Source organism: Variovorax sp. GW460-12-1-14-LB1, assembly GCF_059423605.1.
This window is the reverse complement of the sequence record NZ_JBWKYF010000010.1, coordinates 65,143-86,184: the sequence shown is the minus strand read 5'-3', so window position 1 is coordinate 86,184 and position 21,042 is coordinate 65,143. Positions and strand designations below refer to the sequence as shown.

20 protein-coding genes are annotated in these 21,042 nt (G+C 71.3%); 11 read left to right on the top strand and 9 right to left on the bottom strand.

Annotation, left to right across the window (positions count from 1 at the left end):
* Positions 1-7: 7 nt before the first annotated feature.
* The 3 genes from AC07Y4_RS07725 to AC07Y4_RS07715 all read right to left on the bottom strand — a co-directional run bounded on the left by AC07Y4_RS07725 (position 8) and on the right by AC07Y4_RS07715 (position 2,428).
* The gene (locus AC07Y4_RS07725; protein WP_062475593.1) at positions 8-646 is read right to left on the bottom strand and encodes a CDP-alcohol phosphatidyltransferase family protein; all 639 of its coding nucleotides are present in this window, start codon (positions 644-646) and stop codon (positions 8-10) included.
* A gap of 99 nt (positions 647-745) precedes the next feature.
* A complete protein-coding gene (locus tag AC07Y4_RS07720; protein ID WP_487847222.1) occupies positions 746-1,492 on the bottom strand; it encodes a glutamine amidotransferase in 747 nt (248 codons plus the stop codon).
* A 33-nt stretch (positions 1,493-1,525) separates the two neighbouring features.
* Positions 1,526-2,428: a LysR family transcriptional regulator gene (locus tag AC07Y4_RS07715; RefSeq protein ID WP_487847221.1), complete on the bottom strand. Its 903-nt coding sequence runs from the start codon at positions 2,426-2,428 to the stop codon at positions 1,526-1,528.
* Between the two features lie 144 nt (positions 2,429-2,572).
* Here AC07Y4_RS07715 and AC07Y4_RS07710 point away from each other — a divergent pair, with 144 nt between their 5' ends.
* The 4 genes from AC07Y4_RS07710 to AC07Y4_RS07695 all read left to right on the top strand — a co-directional run bounded on the left by AC07Y4_RS07710 (position 2,573) and on the right by AC07Y4_RS07695 (position 7,381).
* On the top strand, positions 2,573-3,727 hold the full coding sequence (locus tag AC07Y4_RS07710) for a CaiB/BaiF CoA transferase family protein (RefSeq protein WP_487847220.1): 1,155 nt from the start codon (positions 2,573-2,575) through the stop codon (positions 3,725-3,727).
* 53 nt (positions 3,728-3,780) lie between these two features.
* Positions 3,781-4,749, top strand: coding sequence for a Bug family tripartite tricarboxylate transporter substrate binding protein (locus tag AC07Y4_RS07705; protein WP_487847219.1), 969 nt, complete (start codon positions 3,781-3,783; stop codon positions 4,747-4,749).
* An 8-nt stretch (positions 4,750-4,757) separates the two neighbouring features.
* Positions 4,758-6,566 carry an acyclic terpene utilization AtuA family protein gene (locus AC07Y4_RS07700; protein ID WP_487847218.1) on the top strand — a complete coding sequence of 603 codons (1,809 nt, stop codon included), beginning with the start codon at positions 4,758-4,760 and terminating at the stop codon, positions 6,564-6,566.
* Positions 6,567-6,757: 191 nt separating this feature from the next.
* A complete protein-coding gene (locus AC07Y4_RS07695) occupies positions 6,758-7,381 on the top strand; it encodes a hypothetical protein (protein WP_487847217.1) in 624 nt (207 codons plus the stop codon).
* Between the two features lie 6 nt (positions 7,382-7,387).
* On the opposite strand, the gene AC07Y4_RS07690 is transcribed toward AC07Y4_RS07695, so the two are convergent.
* Together AC07Y4_RS07690 and AC07Y4_RS07685 are read right to left on the bottom strand one after the other, a co-directional pair.
* A complete protein-coding gene (locus AC07Y4_RS07690) occupies positions 7,388-7,933 on the bottom strand; it encodes an SRPBCC family protein (RefSeq protein ID WP_095744932.1) in 546 nt (181 codons plus the stop codon).
* Between the two features lie 40 nt (positions 7,934-7,973).
* On the bottom strand, positions 7,974-8,324 hold the full coding sequence (locus AC07Y4_RS07685) for an ArsR/SmtB family transcription factor (protein ID WP_139706362.1): 351 nt from the start codon (positions 8,322-8,324) through the stop codon (positions 7,974-7,976).
* A 175-nt stretch (positions 8,325-8,499) separates the two neighbouring features.
* Between AC07Y4_RS07685 and bla the strand changes: the two genes are divergently transcribed.
* From bla to AC07Y4_RS07660, 5 genes are all read left to right on the top strand, one after another.
* Positions 8,500-9,387 (top strand): class A beta-lactamase, encoded by an 888-nt coding sequence (gene bla, locus AC07Y4_RS07680; RefSeq protein ID WP_354347697.1) that lies wholly within the window; start codon positions 8,500-8,502, stop codon positions 9,385-9,387.
* 50 nt (positions 9,388-9,437) lie between these two features.
* Positions 9,438-10,433, top strand: a complete 996-nt coding sequence (locus tag AC07Y4_RS07675) for a LysR family transcriptional regulator (protein WP_487847216.1) — start codon at positions 9,438-9,440, stop codon at positions 10,431-10,433.
* A 141-nt stretch (positions 10,434-10,574) separates the two neighbouring features.
* A complete protein-coding gene (locus tag AC07Y4_RS07670; protein WP_487847215.1) occupies positions 10,575-12,146 on the top strand; it encodes an AMP-binding protein in 1,572 nt (523 codons plus the stop codon).
* A 20-nt stretch (positions 12,147-12,166) separates the two neighbouring features.
* Positions 12,167-13,405, top strand: coding sequence for an acyl-CoA dehydrogenase family protein (locus AC07Y4_RS07665; protein WP_487847214.1), 1,239 nt, complete (start codon positions 12,167-12,169; stop codon positions 13,403-13,405).
* A gap of 34 nt (positions 13,406-13,439) precedes the next feature.
* Positions 13,440-14,435, top strand: a complete 996-nt coding sequence (locus tag AC07Y4_RS07660; RefSeq protein WP_487847213.1) for a tripartite tricarboxylate transporter substrate binding protein — start codon at positions 13,440-13,442, stop codon at positions 14,433-14,435.
* Positions 14,436-14,445: 10 nt separating this feature from the next.
* On the opposite strand, the gene trhA is transcribed toward AC07Y4_RS07660, so the two are convergent.
* On the bottom strand, positions 14,446-15,069 hold the full coding sequence (gene trhA / locus AC07Y4_RS07655; protein ID WP_070059305.1) for a PAQR family membrane homeostasis protein TrhA: 624 nt from the start codon (positions 15,067-15,069) through the stop codon (positions 14,446-14,448).
* 205 nt (positions 15,070-15,274) lie between these two features.
* Between trhA and AC07Y4_RS07650 the strand changes: the two genes are divergently transcribed.
* Positions 15,275-16,270, top strand: a complete 996-nt coding sequence (locus AC07Y4_RS07650; RefSeq protein ID WP_487847212.1) for a sialic acid TRAP transporter substrate-binding protein SiaP — start codon at positions 15,275-15,277, stop codon at positions 16,268-16,270.
* Here AC07Y4_RS07650 and AC07Y4_RS07645 read toward each other — a convergent pair.
* The gene (locus AC07Y4_RS07645) at positions 16,267-17,286 is read right to left on the bottom strand and encodes an AraC family transcriptional regulator (protein ID WP_062475623.1); all 1,020 of its coding nucleotides are present in this window, start codon (positions 17,284-17,286) and stop codon (positions 16,267-16,269) included. The genes AC07Y4_RS07650 and AC07Y4_RS07645 overlap by 4 nt on opposite strands.
* A 140-nt stretch (positions 17,287-17,426) precedes the next feature.
* On the opposite strand from AC07Y4_RS07645, the gene AC07Y4_RS07640 reads away from it, so the two are divergent.
* Positions 17,427-18,218 (top strand): crotonase/enoyl-CoA hydratase family protein, encoded by a 792-nt coding sequence (locus AC07Y4_RS07640; protein WP_255221122.1) that lies wholly within the window; start codon positions 17,427-17,429, stop codon positions 18,216-18,218.
* Positions 18,219-18,227: 9 nt separating this feature from the next.
* On the opposite strand, the gene AC07Y4_RS07635 is transcribed toward AC07Y4_RS07640, so the two are convergent.
* Positions 18,228-19,652, bottom strand: a complete 1,425-nt coding sequence (locus AC07Y4_RS07635) for a GTPase/DUF3482 domain-containing protein (protein WP_487847211.1) — start codon at positions 19,650-19,652, stop codon at positions 18,228-18,230.
* On the bottom strand, positions 19,649-21,037 hold the full coding sequence (locus AC07Y4_RS07630) for a DUF2868 domain-containing protein (RefSeq protein WP_487847210.1): 1,389 nt from the start codon (positions 21,035-21,037) through the stop codon (positions 19,649-19,651). Before AC07Y4_RS07630 ends, AC07Y4_RS07635 begins: the two co-directional genes overlap by 4 nt.
* Positions 21,038-21,042: the final 5 nt, after the last annotated feature.

The window sequence follows — 21,042 nt, the reverse complement described above, 5'->3', positions numbered from 1 at the left end:
CGGGTTGTCAGAACTTGGGAATGCGCAGGGTCTTGCTGATCATCAGCGTGCCCGAGAGCGCGAACAGCAGCACCAGCGGGTGCAGCTGCCAGGGGCCGAGCGTCCAGGCGCCGCCCCACACGTTGGCGCCGAGGGCGCCCTTCGAGGCCGCGTAGGCCAGCACGCCCACCAGCACCACGCTCGTCGGGATCGGCGTGCCTTCGAAGTACTTCACCTTGTCGGCGCCGGCCGAGAGCGCCTCGGCCGTCACGTTGTAGCGCGCGAGCCGGCTCACGCCGCAGCCCACGAAATAGATCAGCACCGCGCAGTCCCAGCCGCCGTCCAGGCCGGCGGCGAAGCCGAGCGCGGCGGGCAGCACGCCGAACGAGATCACGTCGGCCAGCGAGTCGAGTTCGCGCCCGAGCGCCGACTGGGTCTGGCGCCAGCGCGCGATGCGGCCGTCGAGCACGTCGAAGATGAAGGCGGCCGGGGCGAGCGCCGCGGCCCAGTAGAAGTGGGCGAGCGACTGGCTGCGCATGAAGGCCATCGCGAAGAAAACCGCCCCGACGCCGCAGGCCGCGTTGCCGAGCGTGAACACATCGGCCAGGTGAAAGCCGCGGATCATCGAGAAGTGCTTGCGGGCCGGCGGGGACGAAGGCGTGGTCATGAGGCGGGGAAAGCTGCGAAAGGAACCGCACCTTAACCCAAGCGGGGCCCGCTTTTTGTAGTCGCGCGCCGACGCCCCGTCGGCGCCCCGTCGGCGCGCTCAGGCGGCTGGCTGCGCCTTGGCCTCGACGATCCGTGCGAAGCGCCCGAGCAGGCCCGCCGCCGCGTCGGTGGGGCGCACGCCTTCGCGCAGCGCCGCGGCGTCGAGCCCGTCCGCGGCGAGGTCGCGGGCCAGCAGGTCGATGTAGCCGCCCATGGTCCGGGCGTCGAACTCGGGGTGGAACTGCAGGCCCCAGGCTTGCGCGCCCACGCGGAAGGCGTGGACCGGCTCGTGCGCGCTGTAGGCCAGCTTCACCGCGCCCTCGGGCAGGCGCAGCGCGCTCTGCCAGTGGATCGCCTGCGCCGGGAACTGCGCGGGCAGGTCGCCCAGCAGCGCGTCGCCGGTGGCGGCCGCGTCGAGCGTGACGGTGACCGTGCCGACCTCCGGGCCTTGCGGGTGGTGGCCGGCCTCGCCGCCGAGCGCGTGCGCCAGCAGCTGGTGGCCGTAGCAGATGCCGAGCACGGGCGTGTCGCGCGCGACCAGTTCGGCGAGCCAGGCGGCGGTGGTTTCGCTCCAGGGCTCGCGGTGCGACACCATCGCGTGCGAGCCGGTGACGACCACGCCCGCGACCTGGCCGGGCGCGGGCAACGTGTCGCCGCGGCGCGGGTCGACCACCACCAGGGGCAGGGTCTGCGTGCCGAGGCCGTCGGCGATCCAGTGCTCGAAGTCGCCGCGGCCTTCGCGCAGCGCGTCATGGGTGTCACCGACCTTGACGATGACCAGGGGATACGGGGGCGTGCTGTGCATGGCGTCGATCATGCCGCAGCCGCCGCGCGCCGGTCAGCTGCGGGACGATTCCCGACGGTGCAGCAGGTCCATGAAGGCGCGGCCCACGGGCGAGGGCGAGCGCCCCGCGCGCGTGACCAGCCCGATGGGCCGTGACATCAGCGGACGCTGCAGCGGCACGGTGGCCAGCTCGTCGTTCTGCGACAGCTGCAGCGCGAGCCGGGGCAGGGCGGTGAGCCCCAGCCCGGCCGCCACCAGCGCGCCCGCCACGGCCACGCTCGGGTATTCGAGCGCGGGCTGCACCTGCAGGCCGCGCTGCAGGAAGGCGGCGTCGGTGATCGGCCGGATGCTGCTCTGGAAGCTGCTCGCAATGAAGGGGCGCGTCGCGAACACCGACCACGACACCGAGGCCCGCGCGGCCAGCGGGTCGTCACGCCGGCACAGCAGCACGAAGGGGTCGTCGCGCAGGTGGCGGTACAGCAGGGGTTCGTGCGTGCCGGGGCGCACGCTGAGGCCGAAGTCGGCGCGGCCTTCGTCCACTGCGGCGCGCACCGCATCGGCCGGTCCTTCGATCAGCGAGAACTGCACCTGCGGATGCTGCTGGCGGAACTCGGCAATGGCGCCGGGCAGCAGCGCCACGCCGGTCGAGGGCAGCGCCGCAATGGTCAGGTGGCCGCTGCGGCCTTCGAGGAACTGCGACAGCTCGCTGAACGAGCTGTTGAAGTTCTCCAGGATGCGCAGCGCGATCGGCAGCAGTTCGCGCCCCGCCGGCGTGAGCTCGACGTGCCGCGTGTCGCGGTCGAACAGGCGCGCGCCCACCAGGTCTTCGACGATGCGCACCGTGCGGCTCAGCGCCGGCTGCGACACATGCAGCGCCTGCGCGGCGGCGCGGAAGTTGGTGGTCTTCGCGACTTCGACGAAGGCCTCGAGCTGCTGCAGCGTGATGTCGACTCGCACGGACGCGGCTCCCTCGGGGTGGCTGTGGATTGATCCATCCAAGTTATCACAGATATAGGAATATTGTTCTTCACAGATCAATGCGCGACGCCGAGACTGGCGCATTCGATACACGGAGACAAGGGGCCCACGCGCCCCCGTGACATGGACACCAAAATTCTGGAAGGCATCCGGGTGCTCGAGCTCGGACAGGTGCTGGCGGGGCCCTTCGCGGGCGCGATCCTGGCCGACCTCGGCGCCGACGTCGTGAAGCTCGAGCGCGTCGAGGGCGGCGACGACGCGCGCCACATGGGCCCGGCGTTTCGCCACGGCGACGCGCTCAACTTCCACGTCTTCAACCGCGGCAAGCGCTCGGTCGCCATCGACCTGAAGAGCGAAGAGGGCATGGCCGCCTTCGAGACCCTGGCGGCCGGCGCCGACATCCTCATCCACAACCTGCGCCCGGGCGTCACGCAGTCGATGGGCATCGACGGCCCGTCGCTGTGTGCGCGCCATCCGCGGCTCATCTACTGCGAGATCTCGGCCTTCGGCCACACCGGTCCGCTGCGCATGCAGCCGGGCTACGAGCCGCTGATCCAGGCCTTCAGCGGGCTGTCGAGCATCAACGGCGGGCCCGACGATCCGCCGATGCGCACCGGCGCCTCGGTCTGCGACCAGGGCACCGGCATGTGGGCCGTGATCGGCGCGCTGGCGCTGCTGCAGCGGCGCCACCTCACGGGGCGGGGCGGCGTGGTCAGCACCTCGCTGCTGGAGACCGCGCTGGTCTGGACCGGCCAGAAGGCCGACGCCTACGTCAACGAAGGCCGGCTGCCCGAGCGCCACCGCTCGGGCCATCCGGGCTTCGTGCCTTACGAGTCTTTCGACACCGCCGATGCGCCGCTCCTGATCTGCTGCGGCAACGACCGGCTCTTCGCCAAGTTCGCGCACGAACTCGGGCGCGACGACTGGACTACCGACGCGCGCTTTGCCGGCAACCGCCAGCGGTTGCAGCACAAGGCGGCGTTGTTCGACGAGATCGGCCCGCTGCTGCGCGCACGCACCCGCGCCGACTGGATGGCGCGCTTCACCGCCGCCGGCGTGCCTTGCGCGCCGGTACACACCGTGCCCGAGGCCGTCGCGCATCCGCAGGTCGAGGCGCTGGGCATGCTGCAGCCCGTGCCGGGCGAGGACTTCCGCCTCACGGCGCTGCCGATGTCCATCGATGGCGTGCGACCCGCGCACCGCGCGGTCGCACCCCGGCTGGGCGAGCACAACGCGGCGCTCGGTGCGCCGCCGGTGCCGCCGCGCGACAGCATTTGAGCGACCGCATCCTTTCCCGTTTCAAGAACTACATCCCACCGGAGACATCACCCATGCGCACTTCCATCTTCCGCCTCGGCGCGGTCCTGGCCTTCGCGGTCGCGGCGGCGGCACCTGCCCACGCGCAGGACTACCCCGCCAAGCCCCTCACCGTCGTCGTACCCTTCGCGGCCGGCAGCGGCACCGATCAGCAGGCGCGCAGCATCGCGCAGGCCCTGACCACCGAGTACAAGGTGCCGGTGATCGTGGAGAACCGCGCGGGCGCCAGTGGCTTCCTGGCCGCGCAGTACGTCGCCAAGGCCGCGCCCGACGGCTACACGTTGCTGATGACCACCAACACCACGCACGCCGCCAACGAGCACCTGTACAAGAAGCTGCCCTACGACCCGGTGAAGGACTTCACGCCCGTCGCGCTGCTGTCCAAGGGCCACATGCTGCTGCTGGTGGGGGCCGATTCGCCGATCAAGTCGGTGGCCGACCTCGTGGCGGCGGCGAAGAAGTCGCCGGGCAAGCTCAACTTCGGCAGCGGCAGCTCGTCCAGCCGCGTGGCGAGCGAGCTGCTCAAGCAGATGGCGGGCATCGACATGGTGAACGTGCCCTACAAGAGCAACCCGATGGCCATCACCGACCTGCTGGGCGGGCAGGTCGACTTCATGTTCGCCGACGCGCCCACGGCGCTGCCGCACGTCAAGAGCGGCAAGCTGCGCGCGCTGGCCGTGAGCGGCGACAAGCGCCTGGCCGCCGTGCCCGCGCTGCCGACCGTGGCCGAGGCGGGCGTGAAGGGCTACGACATGTCGTACTGGACGGCGGTCTACCTGCCGCCGGGCGCGCCCGCGGCCGTCACGCGCAAGCTCAACGAGATGCTGGTGAAGGTGTCGGCCTCGCCGGCCATCGTCGCCTACCAGGCCATCTCCAGCGGCGAGGCCGCCACCGGCACGCCCGAGGCGCTCGCGAAGTTCCAGGCCGCCGAGTCGCAGAAGTGGGGCCGCGTGATCCGCGCCGCCGGCATCGAGCCCGAATGAGCCGCGCGATGAACACGCCCCACACGCAGCAGAAGACCGTGCGCATCGGCGGCGCCTCGGGCTTCTGGGGCGACAGCAGCACCGGCGCACCGCAGCTCGTGGCGCACGGCGGCATCGACTACCTCGTGTTCGACTACCTCGCCGAACTCACGATGTCGCTGCTGGCCGGCGCGAAGCTGAAGAACCCCGACGCCGGCTACGCCACCGACTTCGTCACCACCGCCATGGCCGCCGTGCTGCCCGACGTGATGCGCCAGGGCATCCGCGTGATCGCCAACGCCGGCGGCGTGAACCCGCGCGCCTGCGCCGCCGCGCTCACGCAACTGGCGGCCGGCATGGGGCTCGCGCCGCGCATCGCCGTGGTCACCGGCGACGACGCGCTGCCGCATGCCGAGGCGCTGCGTGCGCAGGGCATCGGCCACATGGGCACGGGCTCGCCGCTGCCCGAGCGCCTCGTGAGCGCGAACGCCTACCTGGGCGCCGTGCCGATCGCGCGAGCGCTCGACGCCGGCGCGCAGATCGTCATCACCGGCCGCTGCGTCGACAGCGCCGTCACGCTCGGCGCGCTGATGCACGAATTCGGCTGGGCGGACGACGACTGGGACCGCCTCGCGGGCGGCAGCCTGGCCGGCCACATCATCGAATGCGGCGCGCAGGCCACCGGCGGCCTGCACACCGACTGGGAGCAGGTGCCCGACTGGGCCCACATCGGCTACCCGGTGGTCGAATGCGCGGCCGACGGCAGCTTCGTCGTCGGCAAGCCGCCCGGCACCGGCGGGCTGGTGAGCCGGGCCACCGTGGGCGAACAGCTGCTGTACGAGATCGGCGACCCCGCGGCCTACCTGCTGCCCGACGTGACCTGCGACTTTCGCACCGCGCAGATCGAGGCCGTGGGCGCGGACCGGGTGCGCGTCTCGGGCGCGAAAGGACGTGCGCCCTCGGGTCGCTACAAGGTCACGGCGACCTATGCCGCGGGCTACCGCTGCAACGCCGAACTGCTGATCGTCGGCTTCGACGCCGCCGCCAAGGCGCAGCGCAGCGGCGAGGCGATGCTGCGCCGCACGCGCGACCTGTTCGCGCAGCGCGGCTGGGCCGACTTCTCGGCCACCCACATCGACGTGCTGGGCGCCGAGCAGTGCTACGGCCCGCACGCCACCGCCCAGCCGCCGCGCCAGGCGGTGCTGCGCGTGGCCGTCACGCACGCGGACAAGGCACCGCTCGAACTCTTCGCGCGCGAGATCTCGGCGGCCGGCACCTCGTGGGCGCCCGGCACCACCGGCCTGGGCGGCGGGCGGCCGTCGGTGGCGTTGTCGATCCGGCAGTTTCCGCTGCTCGTGGACAAGGCGCTGTTCACGCCCGTGGTCGAGATGGCGGGCGAGTCGTGGCCCGTGGCGGTGAGGGCGCAGGCAGCGGAGGTCGCCATGGCCGATGAGGTGGCGCCGCAGGCGGACGCCACCGACCCGGACGCGGACGACGAATGGCTCGAAGTGCCGCTGATCCGCCTGGCCTATGGCCGCAGCGGCGACAAGGGCGACGTCTCGAACATCGGCATCCTCGCGCGCGAACCGCACTACCTGCCGGTGCTGCGCGAGCAACTCAGCGCGCAGGCCGTGCGCGCCTACATGGCGCACCTGGTCGAGGGCGAGGTGACGCGTTACGAGCTGCCTGGCATCGGCGCCTTCAACTTCGTCTGCGAAGCAGCGCTGGGCGGCGGCGGCATGGCCTCGCTGCGCACCGACCCGCTGGGCAAGAGCATGGCGCAGATCCTGTTGTCGATGCCGGTGCGCATCGCGGCCCGCCGGCTGCGCGCGGCCTGAGCCGACGCGCCCGCGTTTTCAGCGCGGGCCCACACCATCGCGCATCGCTTTCGGATTCGTCCGATGGCCTGCCGCGACGGTTTTTCCTAGAGTGCTTCGTTCCCTGAGCGCTGGCCGTTTTCCGGCCGGTCCGCTCTTCCTTCTCTTCGTCAGATGGCCGCCTTTTTTCTTGAAGGCGCTCGAAGCACGCCATGTCCTTGTCCAGATTCCTTTCCTTCCATCCCCGCCTGCGCGCGGGCCGCTGGGTGCTTGCCGCCTCCACGCTGGTCGCGGGCTGTGGCCCCGTCGCGGTCACGTCGTACGTGCCGCTGCCGCCGATGCCGCCGCCTTCCGAGCCGATGAACATGGCCGTGCCCGTCGCGGTGTCGGCCACGACCGCGCGCAAGGGGGCCGTGTACCGGCCCGCGCCCGCGGTGGTGCCCGAGCTGGCGCAGGTCGTGTTCTTCCGCCGCGCCACGTCCACGCCCAGCACGGGCGCGGCGCATGTGTATGTCGACGGCGAGTTCCATGCCGCGTTGATGCCCAACGGCTTCACGCGCCTGTGCGTGGCGCCGGGTGCGCACTCGCTGGAGGCCTACATCGACGATGCGCCGCTGTACGCGGGCAAGTCGCAACCGAAGACGCAGGCCGTGCTCGAAGGCGGGCAGACGGTGTTCGTGGCCGTGTCGGAAATGGGCGAGGGCGCGCCGGTGCCCCACGGCAGGGTCGCGGCCGAGCGCCTGCTCAAGGGCGCGCGCGAGCAGCGGCAGGTGATCAGCCGCGCCGTCCGCGTGCAGCCCTGCCGCGCGCCTTCGCAGCCCGCCCGCCGGGCCTGACTCCCTTCAGCGGATGTGCGTCGCGTAGGCTGCCTCGGCAGCCTCCAGCTGCGTCCAGAAGCCTTGCGGTGCGCGCCCGTGCAGCACCTCGTCGAGCACGCCCAGATGCGCGTGCCAGCCGCTGGCCACGCTCAGCGTTTCCTTGCGGTCGGGCAGGCGGCGGTGCGTGAGCACCAGGTGCGTCGCTTGCGCACCCTGCGGCGACAGTTCGAAGCTGACCTCGGACGCGTCCTCGCGCTCGCTGCCCCAGCTGATGACCAGCAGGGTCGGCGGCTCGATGCGCAGCACGCGCGAGTGCTGCACGTGGGTCTCGCGGTAGGCCGCGAAGCGCTCGGGCGCGACCTCGCCCGACAGCTCGGTGTGCTGGAAGCGCAGCTCGAACACCGCGCCCGGCGCCTGCGCCATGGTGCCGCCGGCCAGCCAGCTGCGGCGCTTTTCCGGGTCGACGAGGTAGGTCCACACGCGGTCGATGGGGCCGGGCAGGGTGCGCTCGATGCGCAGGGTGCCGGGCTCGGTCTGCGTGCCCAGGCTGTGCTTCAAGGTCGTGGTCATGGGGCGGTGCTCCTTGGGTAGGTGAAGAGAGAGAAGGCGTTCACACGCGGCTGTCGCCGGCATCGCGCCGCAGCGCATCCGCCAGCGCGTCCAGGCGGTGGTTCCAGAAGACTTCGTACGCCCGCAGCCAGGCATCGGCCGTGGCGAGCGCCGCCGGTTCCAGCCGGCACACGTGCGCGCGGCCCTGCACGGTGCGCGACACCAGCCCCGCGCGCTCCAGCGTCTTGACGTGCTTGGAGGCGCCCGCGAAAGACATGCGAAACGGCGCGCCCAGCTCGCCCACGCTGCATTCGCCCTGCGCGAGCAGCTGCAGCATGGTGCGTCGCGTGCTGTCGGCCAGGGCGTGGAACACGGCGTCGAGCCGTTCGTCTTCGATTTCAAGTTCAACCATGAAGTTGAATATAAATCGGTCCCGAAGAAAATTCAACCCGAAGGTTGAATGATGAAATGGCGTTACACCTGATACACCCGGGACGCCGTGCGCGCTCCGGGCGCTGGAAGCGCGGCAGCGGCGCTCCTACGATGCCTTTCATTCCATCCACTCGCGAAAAGAAAGACACACGCACATGAACCCTCTGATCCAGCGCCGCACCCTGTTGCTCGCCGCCGCCGTGACCCCGCTCGCCGGCGCCTGCAGCGCATGGCCGAAGAAGGGCGCGCAGTCGGACGCCGAAACGCAGCTCGCCGAACTCGAGCGCGCCTGCGGCGGGCGCCTGGGCGTGTCGGGCTTCCACACCGGCAGCGGCGCGCGCCTGCAGCACCGCGCGCATGAGCGCTTTCCGCTGTGCAGCACCTTCAAGCTGGTGCTTGCCGCGGCCGTGCTCGAACGCAGCACGACCGACGCCAGCCTGCTCGGGCGCCGCATCAGCGTCGGCAAGGGCGACCTGGTGTCGCACTCGCCGGTCGCCGAGAAGCACCTCGCCACCGGCATGACCGTGAACGAGATGTGCGCCGCCACCATGCAGTACAGCGACAACGCCGCCGCCAACCTGCTGCTGAAGGTGCTGGGCGGGCCGGCCGCCGTCACGGCCTTTGCGCGGCGCATCGGCGACACGACCTTCCGCCTCGACCGCACCGAGCCCGAGCTGAACACCGCCATCCCCGGCGATCCGCGCGACACGACCACGCCCGCGGCCATGTCCGACACCGTGCAGCGGCTGGCGCTGGGTGATGCGCTCGGCGCGCCGCAGCGCGAGCAGATGCGCGAATGGCTGCTCGGCAACACCACCAGCACCGAGCGCTTCCTGGCCGGCGTGCCCAAAGGCTGGCGTGTGGGCGACAAGACCGGCGCGGGTTCGTACGGCTCCACCAACGACGTCGGCGTGCTGTGGCCGCCGTCGGGCGCGCCGCTGGTGTTGTCGGTCTACCTGACCTTCCCCGACAAGGACGCGAAGGGCCGCAACGATGTGGTCGCCTCGGCCACGCGCATCGCCGTCAAGGCCCTGGCAGGCTGAGTCAGCGACGGGGCCACAATGGGCGGCCCCATCTTTCTCCTGCCCGCCCCATGGACCTGAGGTCTCTTCGCTATTTCATCGCGGTGCTCGAAGCCGGCAGCCTGTCGCGCGCGGCCGCGTCGCTGTACGTGGCGCAGCCCGCGCTGACCGCGCAGATCAAGAAGCTCGAGGCCGAACTCGGTACGCAGCTGTTCGACCGCTCGCACGTGGGCGTCACGCCCACGGCCGCGGGGCTGCAGCTGTACCAGGACGCGCGGCGCCTGCTGTCGGATGCCGCCGCCATGCGCGAACGGCTGCAGCGCGCGCCCGACGGGCCCGAGGGCTCGGTCACGGTGGCCGTGCCGTTCCTGCTGGCCTCGCTGCTGCTCGGGCCGGTGCTGGCGCGGCTGAAGCAGTCGCATCCGCGCATCCGCGTGTTCGTGATCGACGACCTGAGCCTGATGGTGCGCAAGGCCATGGTCGATCGCCGCGCCGACATCGGCCTGCTGGTCGACACCCCGAGCGTCGAAGGGCTGGACGTGCGCCCCTTCGTGCGCGAAGGCATGTTCCTCTGCGGCTTCGATGCGAAGGGCGAGGTGGCGGCACTGCTCGGAAAAAGTGCGAAGGGCGGGCGCGGGAAGAAGGGTGCGCCCGCGCGTCCCACGGTGCCTTTCGCGCGCGCGGCGAACCTGCCGCTGGTGCTGCAGTCGCGCCGCTTCAGCATCCGCCAGCGCGTCGAGGCGGCGGCCGAGGCGGTGGGCGTGGAACTCAACGTGGTGCATGAGCACGACTCGGCGCGCGTGCTGCGCTCGCTCTACCTGGCGGGCGCGGGCTTCACGGTCACGCCCGCCTGCGCGCTCGCGGACGGGCCGGGCGATCAGCCGAACTGGTTGATCGCACGCATCGTCGAGCCCGAGCTGGCGCGCACCTACCACCTGGCCACGCCGGCCGGCAAGGTGCCCGACGCGGCCACGCAGGTCGTGAGGCAAGCGCTGGCCGACGAGGCGCGATCGATGATCGCCTCGGGCCGCTGGGACGCGCAGTTCCTGGGCGACGGCAAGCCATAGCCATCGCGCACGGCGGTGCCGTGCGCCGGGGCCATCATCTTTTGTGATGGCTGCGCATCAGCAATCGGTATTTGTTGTGCGACGGCGTTGTTTGCGAAAGTTCTCCCCACGGTGCACAGGCACCGGCCTCAAGGAGACAACTTGCCCTCACTTTCGCCCGAGGTCGCCAACGTCGGCGAACTCGCATCCCGTGCCGCCCGCCTGCATGCCCGGCAGATCGCCGTGACCAGCCCGCAGCGCGCCTGCACCTACGAACAGCTCGACCGGCGCGCCAACCGCCTGGCCAATGCCCTGCGCGGCCTCGGCCTGCAGCGCGGCGACCGCGTGGGCGTGTACCTGCCCAACTGCGTCGAGATCGTCGAGCTGGAGCTGGCCTGCTACAAGGCCGCGCTGGTGAAGGCGCCGATGAACGCGCGGCTCGCGCCGGTCGAGGTGGCCGAGGTCATCGAGAACAGCGACGCCGCGCTGATCGTCACCACCGCCGCGCGCGCCGAGACCTTCCTGCCGCTCCTGAAGGGCGCGGCCCCGAAGCTGCTGCTGCTCGACGCGGCCGAAGGCACGCCTGCCTCCTACGAAGGCCAGCTGGCACTCGCGAGCGACGCCTTCACCTGCGAGCGCGTGCGCGCCGACGAGCTGGCGGTGCTGCACTACACCTCGGGCTCCAGCGGCGTGCTCAAGGCTGCGATGCAGACCTTCGGCAACCGGCTGGCCCAGCTGCGCAAGTTCCTCTCGCGCAGCGAAGGCCTGCGCCCCGGCGACCTGCTGGGGCTGGTGGGGCCGATCACGCACGCCTCGGGCATGCAGATCGTGCCGGCGCTGTGCAGCGGCGCGACCATCCGCCTGTTCACCGGCTTCGAGCCCGCGCGCTTCCTGGACGACATGAAGAAGGAGCGCGTGACCCACACCTTCATGGTGCCCACCATGATCAACATGCTGCTGGCCGAGCTGCAGGGCCGCTACCGGCCGCTGCCCGACCTGCAGCGCCTGGGCTACGGCGCCGCGCCGATGGCGCCCGCGCGGATCATGCAGGCGATGGACGTGTTCGGCCCCGTGCTGTCGCAGGGCTATGGCGCGGGCGAGACCACCTCGGGCGTGTGCGGCCTCTCGGTGGAAGACCACCTGTTCGCACGCGCCGCCATGCCCGAGCGGCTGGCCTCGTGCGGCCGGCCCTTCCTGGAGTCGCTGGTGGAGATCGTCGACGACGAAGGCCAGCCGGTCGCACCCGGCGAGGTGGGCGAGATCGTGGTGAGCGGCGAGGACATCTTCGCCGGCTACTGGCGCGCGCCCGAACTCACGGCCGAGGTGCTGAAAGATGGCCGTTACCACACGGGCGACCTCGCGCGCGCCGATGACGAGGGCTACATCTACATCGTCGACCGCAAGAAGGACATGGTCATCAGCGGCGGCTTCAACGTGTACCCCTCGGAGGTCGAGGCCGTGCTGTACCAGCACGCGGCGGTGGCCGAGGCCTGCGTGTTCAGCGTGCCCGACGACAAGTGGGGCGAAGCGGTGGCCGCGCACATCGTGCTGAAGCCGGGCGTCTCGCCCGACACGGCCGGGCTCGACGACTTCTGCGCCGCGCGGCTGGCGGGCTTCAAGCGGCCGCGCCGCATCGAGTTCGTCGAGTCGCTGCTGAAGAACGCCAACGGCAAGGTCGCGCGCAAGGCGATCCAGACGCCGTACTGGGCCGGCCACGCGCGGCGCGTCAACTGAACAAGAGCGAAGAGAACGACATGGACACCACGCTGACCCCTTCCGCAGCACCCACCGAGGCTTCGGCCATCCGCGCGCCGCTGTTCGACGGTCCCTTCGAGGGCTCGCCGCGCGCGGCCGAGCTGATCGCCCGCATCGGCGACTTCCTGAACGGCGAACTGGCCGACCTGGTGCGCGAGAAGGGCATCGACCACGAGCACGGGCCCGACAGGGAGACGCTGCGCCACGTCTGGCGCCGTTCGCACGCGATGGGCTTCTACGGCATGACGCTGCCACCGGCGATGGGCGGCCTGGGCCTGTCGCTGCTCGACCATGTGCTGGTGAAGGAATCGATCTACGCCAGCGGCTCGCCGCTCGCGCCGCATGTGTTCGGCGAACTCAGCGGGCCGCCGCGCGTCGGCGCATTGGCCAAGTTCGCGACACCGGAGCAGATGGCGCAGTTCATCCGTCCCGTGGCGCAGGCCGAGAAGGCGATCTGCTTCGCGCTCACCGAGGCCGAGGCCGGCTCCGATGCCGGCGCGGTGCAGACGCAGGCGCGGCGCGAGGGCGACGTGTATGTGCTCAACGGGCGCAAGCGCTTCATCTCGGGCTCGCCCTTTGCCGATCTCGCGGTGCTCATGGCGTCCACCTCGGACGATCCGGCGCGCCGCGAGGTGACGGCGTTCTTCGTCGACCTGACGCAACCGGGCGTCCAGGTGCAGGCGGGCTACAAGACCATGGCGGGCCAGTCGACCACGGGCGACATCGTGCTCACCGATTGCCGCGTGCCGGCCGCGAACCTCATCGGCGAACCCGGCAAGGGGCTGGCGCTGGCGCTGGGGCGCATCACGGTCAACCGGCTGCTGCACTGCCCGGGCATGGTGGGGCTGGCGACCGTGGCGCTGAAGGACGCGCGCGACTACGCGCGCACGCGCCGCCAGTTCGGCCGCGCCATCGCGCAGTTCCAGGCGATCCAGCATTCGCTGGCCGACATGGCGACGCAGCTGTGCGCGGCGCGTGCGCTGATGCTGTCGACCGCACGGCAGATCGACGCCGGCGGCGACCCGCGCGCCGAGGCCTCGATGGCCAAGCTGTTCTGCTCGGAGGCCGCGTTCCGCGTGGCCGACGCGGCGGTGCAGATCCACGGCGGCGAAGGCATCGTGCAGGGGCGGCGCGTGGAGTTCCTGTTCCGCATGCTGCGCATGTACCGCGTGCTCACGGGCACGAGCGAGATCCAGAAGAACATCATCGCGCGAGAGCTGATCGGCGATGCGGCCTGAGGCCGAACCAGACAATCAGGAGACAAGACAAACCATGACTATCAATGCCAATCGCCGCGCGCTGTGCGGCGCGATCGCGGCCTCGGCGCTGCTGCCGGCCATCGCGCGCGCGGCCGGTGCAACCGCTGCCCCCTGGCGGCCGACCCGCCCGGTCAAGTGGGTCGTGCCGTACCTCGCGGGCACCGGCCCGGACAACGGCGCGCGCATCCTCGCGGAAGCGCTTGGCCCCTTGCTGGGGCAGCCGGTCGTCATCGAGAACCGGGGCGGTGCGGCCGGCAACATCGGCGCGCGCCAGGTCGCGCGCGCCGCGCCCGACGGCTACACCTGGATCTACTCGAGCGCGCCCATGGCCGCCAACATGCGCATGCAGCAGAACCCGGGCTACGACGCGCTCAAGGACTTCCGCCACATCATGCGGCTGACCACCTCCGACGTGCTGCTGGTGGTGAATGCGGGCTCGGGCATCCAGACCCTGCAGGAGCTGGTGGCGCGTGCGCGCGCCAACCCCGGCAAGCTCGACTACGCCTCGGGCGGCGTCGGCACACCCTCGCACCTGGGCGTGGAGCTGTTCCTGCAGGCGGCGGGCGTGCAGGCCACGCACGTGCCGTACAAGGGCGCGTCGGAAATCGTCAATGCGGTGCTGGGCAACCAGGTGAACTTCGGCATGCCGATCTTCTCGGTGGCGCTGCCGCACGTGCAGGGCGGCAAGCTGCGCGCCCTGGGCGTGGCCGGCACCAAGCGCAACGCGGCCCTGCCGCAGGTGCCGACGCTGGCCGAGCTGGGGCTGCGCGGCGTCGAGCTCACGTCGTGGGGCGGCGTCTCGGTGCCGGCGGGCACGCCCGATGCCATTGCGGCGCGCATCTACGAGGTGTTCGGACAGGCGCTGAAGCAGCCGTCGGTGATCGCTGCGCTGACCGAGCTGGGCAGCGAGGTGAGCCCGTCGACGACCGAGGCCTACGTGCAGGGCTTCGCGAGCGAGATGGAACTGACCGAGCGGATGATGAAGACCGCGAAGCTGCAGCCGCTGTAAGACGCAGGCTTCAGAGCACGAACCACCCCACGGCCACGTAGTGGCTCGTGGTGCCGGCCAGCACGAACAGGTGCCAGGCGCCGTGCGCGTGGCGCAACCCCCGCCGGTTGCGATAGAACACCGTGCCCACCGTGTAGAGCACGCCGCCCGCGACCAGCCAGGCCAGGCCCGTGGCGTGCAGCTTGGCCGCCAGCGGCGCGGCGGCCAGCACGCCGAGCCAGCCCATGCCGATGTACAGCGGCAACGAAGGCTTCTTCGCCGCGTCGGCCGCCGCGGGTTTCAGCTCGCGCCAGATGCCGAAGCACGCGGCGCTCCAGATCGCCGCGAGCAGCAGCCAGCCCCAGGGGCCTTGCAGCGTGACGAGCGCGAAGGGCGTGTAGGTGCCCGCGATGAGCAAAAAGATCGCGCAGTGGTCGGCGCGCTCCCACAGGCGCTTGCTGCGGCCGCGCGTGCTGTGAAAGAGCGTGGAGGCCGCGTACAGCGCCACCGCCGAGAGCGAGAACACCAGCCCACCCGCGATGCGCGCCGGGTCGCCCGTGGGCAGCGTCTTGGCGAGCAGCAGCGCGGCCGCCGGCAGTGCGAGCAGCAGGCCGAACAGGTGGCTGTAGCCGTTGAGTCGTTCGCCGGGGTACATGAGGTGCTGAGGTGCGGTGAGGAAGTGGGCGCGTCGGGCGCACGCGGATGCTAGGGAAGGGCCATGACTGCCCCGTGACCGGGCAAACCCTGTCTGGATTTTGGTTGCAAATGTTTACATTCAGCGGCCGGGATGCGTTCCCGACACCCGCCGCGTGCTTTGGCGCACCCGCGCCGGCGGGCCTTCTCACCGTGAGGGACTGCCGATGAAAAAACGTTTGATGTCGTGGCGCCGGGCTGCTGTCCTGTGCGTCGCCATGGGGAGCGCCGCTGTCGCTTGTGCGCAAGTGCAGCAGTTCAAGTGGGGCCACATCTACGAGCCCGCGAGCATCTTTCACCAGCAGGCCGAGCTGGCGGCGCGCAAGATCGCCGAGCAGTCCGAGGGCAAGATCAGGATCGAGGTGGTGCCCGCCTCGAAGCTGGGGCAGGAGCGCGACTACGCGCTGATGCTCGCCAACGATTCCATGCAGATCGCCTACGTCGGCCAGGCCACGCTGGCCGAGGGCTATCCGCCGCTGGGCCTGGGCAGCTACCCCTTCGCCTTCAAGGACCTGGACCACGTGCGCAAGTACCTCGCGAGCCCGCTGCTCGCGGACCTGATGAAGGGCTACAACGAGCGCAGCGGCAACCGCATGGTCGCGTCGGTCTACTACGGCGCGCGGCAGGTGACTTCGGGCAAGCCGCTGCAACGCCCCGAGGACTTTCGCGACCTGCGCCTGTACGTGCCCGACGCCGCGGCCTACCAGCTCTTTGCCACCGCGCTCGACGCCAAGCCCGTGTCGCTGCCGTTCAACAGCCTGTACGGCGCGCTCAAGAAGAACGAGGTCGAGGCGCAGGAGCATCCGCTGGGCACGGTGCGCGCCAAGCAGCTGTACGAAGTGCAGAAGTACGTGCAGCTCACGGGCCACATCTACGACACGCTGGGCATCGTCATCGGCAAGGCGGCCTGGGCCCGCCTCACGCCGCCGCAGCAGGCGATGGTGGAGAAGACGCTGGCCGACACGGCCAAGTGGACCAACGTCGGCGTGATCGCCAGCGAGCTCGAAGACGAACAGTTCCTGCGCGGCAAGGGCATGACGGTGCAGCCAGTCAACCGCCTGCCGCTGCTGGAGCGCGTGGCCAAGCGTTCGACGCCTGAGCAGATGGGCGCGCGGCCGGGCGACTTCGCCAAGTTGCAGGCGCTGGCAGGCGCGGCCAACTAACCAGCGCGCTGTCGGTAGCCGCGCGGCGTGCTGCCGGTCCACGTGCGAAACGCACGATGAAAGGCCGGCGTGTTGTCAAAGCCGACCGAGGCCGCGATGCGATCGATGGGTTCGCGCGTCTTCACGAGGCGCTGGATCGCGAGGTCGCGGCGCACCTCTTCCTTCAACGCACGAAAGCTCGTGCCCTCGGCCGCAAGCTGACGCGAGAGCGCGCGCTCCGACATGTGCACCGCGCGCGCCGCCGCGCCCAGCGTGGCATCGGATGCAAGGTGCGCGGCGACGAACTCGCGCACCGTGGCGCTGGTGGTGTCGTGGTCGAAGGTGACGAAGATCCAGTCGTCGGGCGCGCGGCGCACGAAGTCGAGCAGCTCGGCGCGCGTGCGCTGGAAGGTCTGGCGCAGCACCGGTTCGGCAAAGCGCACCGAAGATGTGTCTTGCTCGAACTGCAGCGGGCCGGGGAACAGGTTCGCGTACTCGTCGAAGCGCGCCGGGCGCGGGAACGCAAAGCCGACGCCCAGCACCGGCAGCTGCCGCCCCATGAGCCACGAGGCCACGCCGTGGATCAGCTTGACCATCAGCGCATGGCCGAAGGGCGTGGTGGGGCGCGCGGCGGCTTCCGGGTGCGGCGCGATGGCGATCGTGGCCACGCCGTGGGCGCGCGTCATGCGCAGGCGGTGGTCGTCCAGCAGCAGGTTCCAGAAGCGCGTGAAGCGGTACATGGCGACCATGAGCGAGGGCGCATCGAGCAGGCTGAGCCCGAGGTACTTGAGCGCGCCCGCGCGGATCGGGCGCGACCACAGCCCCAGCATCTCGTCGCCCATGAAGAGCGACACGCACTCGTACATGCGAACGAACTGCTCGCGCGTGACGCGCGCGCCGTCCTGGCGCAGCAGCTGCGGCGAGAGGCCGGCCTGCGCGGCCAGCAGGTCGATGTCGCGCGGGCTGAGCTGGCGGCGCGCGCCGCTCAGCAGGTGCTGCAGGAAGCTGACGGCAACGGTGGCGCGCTCTGGCGGCATGACGGGTTCAAACGACGGTTGGCGGAATCTGCAAATGAATGGGCGCGATCTGCAAGCAATGGCGCGGCGCGCAGGGCTATCGTAGCCCTGAAGCGCCCCATTCCGGTGGCGGAACCCGCAACAACCCAAGGAGCCCTGCCGTGATCGAACGGAACGTCACCCTGCACATGGACGAAGAGGTCGCCGTCGTGACCCTGAACCGTCCCGCCAAGCGCAACGCCATCGACGAGGCCACGCTGGCCGCGCTGGACGCCGTGTTCAGTGCGCTGCCGCGCGAGGCCAAGGCCGTGGTGCTGACCGGCGCGGGGCCGCATTTCTGTGCCGGGCTCGACCTCAAGGAGCACCACGACAAGGAACGCACCGCGGTCGACTTCATGCGCGTGTGCCAGCGCTGGCACAGCACCTTCGACAAGATCCAGTACGGCGGCATCCCGGTGGTCGCGGCGCTGCACGGCGCGGTGGTCGGCGGCGGGCTGGAGCTGGCGGCGGCCACGCACGTGCGCGTGGCCGACCCGTCGACCTACTTCGCGCTGCCCGAGGGGCAGAAGGGCATCTTCACCGGCGGCGGCGCGACGGTGCGCGTGGCACGCATCATCACGCCGGGCCGCATGGTCGAGATGATGCTCACCGGCCGCGTGCTCGACGCCCGCGCTGGCAAGACGCTGGGCCTGGCGCACGAGATCGCCGCGCCCGGCGAGAGCCTGCGCGCCGCGATGGTGCTGGCCAAGCGCGTGGCGAAGAACGCGGCGCTGTCGAACTACGCGATGGTCACTTCGATCAGCCGCATCGCCGACATGTCGGCCACCGACGGCATGTTCGCCGAGTCGCTGATGGCGGCGGTGGTGCAGACCGGCGGGGAAGTGCAGACGCGGCTGGGGGCGTTCGTCGACAAGTCGCTGGCCAAGGTCACGCCCGAGCAAGTGGCGGGTTGAAGCCCGGCTTCAGGCGTCGAAGGCGCGCCGCAGTTCGCTCGACAGCGTGCCCGCCAGCGCCTCGCGCTGCGGCGCGGGGCGCCAGAAGCTGCGCGTGAGGGCGCCGGTCGATTCCCACTCGGGATGGCTGCGCGCGGGCTGCACGGCGCGCACGGCACCGGCGGCTGCACGCATCAGCGTGTCGTCCTCGTCCGCCGAAGGCGCTTCGGCCCGGATGCGCTCCACGGCCGCATGGCCGCGCCGCTCCAGCGCCTGCGCGAGCTGCAGTTGCCATGCCGCGAGCGTGAACAGCACGCTGTCTTCCACCGTGAGCTCGTGCATGTCGCGCAGCTTGTTGGCCAGCTTGCGCCCGAGCGGCCCCCAGCCCTGCGACACCGCACCGCCGATGGCGCCGCCCAGCGCCGCGCCCGCGCCCAGCGACAGCCCGGCCACCGCGAGGTCGGCCACCACGCCTACGGCGGCGCCGATGACCGCGCCCTTGCCCAGGCGCAGGCCCGCGTCCTTCATCGCCTCGGGGTTGAAGAAGTCGAGCGTCCAGCGGCCTTCGATGATCGGCAGCGGCGCTTCGTCGGCGTCGCCCTGGCGAAAGCCGTAGAGCGTGAGCAGGTCGTCGGTGCAGCGCTGGGCCTTGTCGAACACGTCCTTCTGTACGCCGGCGACCAGCGCCTGGCGGCGCGTGGCGTCGGCGAACTCGGCGGCCGGCACGGTGCGGCGGATGGCCGCGGCATCGACCAGCAGGTCCGCGATGCGCGTGCAGGCCGACTGGCGGCGCGCGTCGGCCTCGGCGTCGAGCGCGTCGACCACGCCGCGCAGCGCGTCGCGGCGGTCGCGCAGCAGGGTGGCCAGGTCGTTGTAGAGGTCGTGCTCGGCGCCCACGAACGGCGCCGCCGCATCGAAGCGCACCTGCACGTGCAGGCCGTAGGCCGAGAGCAGTTCTTTCCAGGCCGGCTCGCGGCTGGCGGCGTCGCGCACGAAGTTGAGCACCGGCAGCACCGGACGCGCGCAGGAGTTCAGGAGCTCGATCTCGTCGCGGAACTTGGGCAGCACCGGCTCGCGCACGTCGATCACGAGAAAGGCGGCGTCGATGTCGAGCATCGCGCGCAGCACCTTGGCCTCCTGCTCGAACACGCCCTGCGCCTCGGGGCCCTGCAGGAAGCGGCGGATGCGCTCGGGCGGCGTGGCCTGCTGGGCGGCGTCGAGGCCGGCCAGGTGCTCGCGCAGCGCGACCGCGTCTTCCAGGCCCGGCGTGTCGAGGAAGCGCACGGCCGGCTGGCCGTTCACCTCGAGATCGACCGACTCGACATGGCGTGTGGTGCCCGGGCGCTGCGACACCTCGCCGAAGTTCACGCGCCGCGTGAGCGTGCGCAGCAGCGAGGTCTTGCCTGCGTTGGTGTGGCCGACGACGGCAATGCGGATCGGGGTCGGGGAGGTCATGCGGTGGCGGTGCCTTCCGTGAAGACGGCATCGAGCCGGTCGCTCGCGACCACGTGGGCCAGCCCTGCGTCGCGCAGCCAGTCGCGCCAGCGCTGCGTGGCGGCGGCGTTGGGCGCGTCGGCCAGCCAGAGGCGGCATTCGCCGCAATGCGCCAGCACCTCGCGCAGGAAGCGCTCGGTGCCGCGGTCGGGGCTCGAGGCCGCGTGGCAGACCAGCAGCACGGTGCGCGGGTGGAGCTGCGCGAGCTGGTCGAGCAGGGCGCGGCGCGCCGGCGCGCTGCCGTCGATGCGGACTGCCGATGCCGGCAGGCCGGCGGGCGGCCAGGGCAGGTCGGGCGGCAGTTCGAAGCCGACGACGAACAGGCCGTCGTGCTGCTCGGAGGCCGGCAGGCCCGTGGGTGCGGCGGGGTGCGCACGGCCCGGGTCGGCATCGACGATGGCGGGTGGCGCCAGCGCGGCGAAGCGGGCCAGCAGCTTGCGGTAGTAGGGCGCCTGCCAGTCGGGCTGCAAGGCGGGGCGACGCTGGCGGCAGACGGCGGCGCTCAGCAGCACCAGCGCCAGGCGCGGCAGCAGGCCGTACACCGCGATGCAGCCGGTGAGCCACAGCGCCCAGGTGCGCTGGGCCGCAGCGACGGGGGTGGCCGATTGCACGGTGGCCGCATCGGGCACGGGAAATCCGAACTGCGCCGGCAGCCAGCCCAGCGCCTGCACCACGCGCACGAAGAAGTCGGGTTCGAGGATGGTGGTTTCCCAGCTCAGCGTGTAGCTGCGAAAGGCGAGGGCGAACAGCATCGCCGCCAGCACCACGGCGAACGACAGCGCCCAGATGCCGTGGCTCACGAGCCCGAAGGCCCAGGGCAGCAGGCGCGCACGCGTGAGCAGCCCTGTGGCCGCGCGCACCAGCTGCGGCGCCTGGCCGCGCTGGCCGCCCGCCACGCGCGCCGTGAGCGACAGCCACAGCCAGCCCAGCGAAGCCGTGCCGAAGGTGCCCGACGGCAGCCACAGGCCGGCCAGCCACAAGAGCAGCGTGAGCGCATGCAGGCCCAGCAAGCTGACGAGCGCGACGATCACGTTGATGTGGCGGTCGCTGCCGCCGACCACCTGACCGGCCAGGCCCAGCCCCGCGATCACGACCAGCGCCACCAGCGCCAGCAGCACCCACGGCGCCCATTGGCGGCCGCGCGCGAGTTCGGCCTGCAGGCCCATGCGCTCGCCGAGCTGGCGGGCGCGTTCAACGATGCGGGTGGGGCCGTCGGCTGCGCGCGAGGCCGCGGTGCGAAGGGCCGACGCGTCGTCGAGCGGGCCGTTCTGTTCGGTCCATCGGACCGCCTCGGTGATCACCGCATCCGGAAAAGCAGGTGCGCGCAGCGCGGTGGTGGTGATCAACAGGG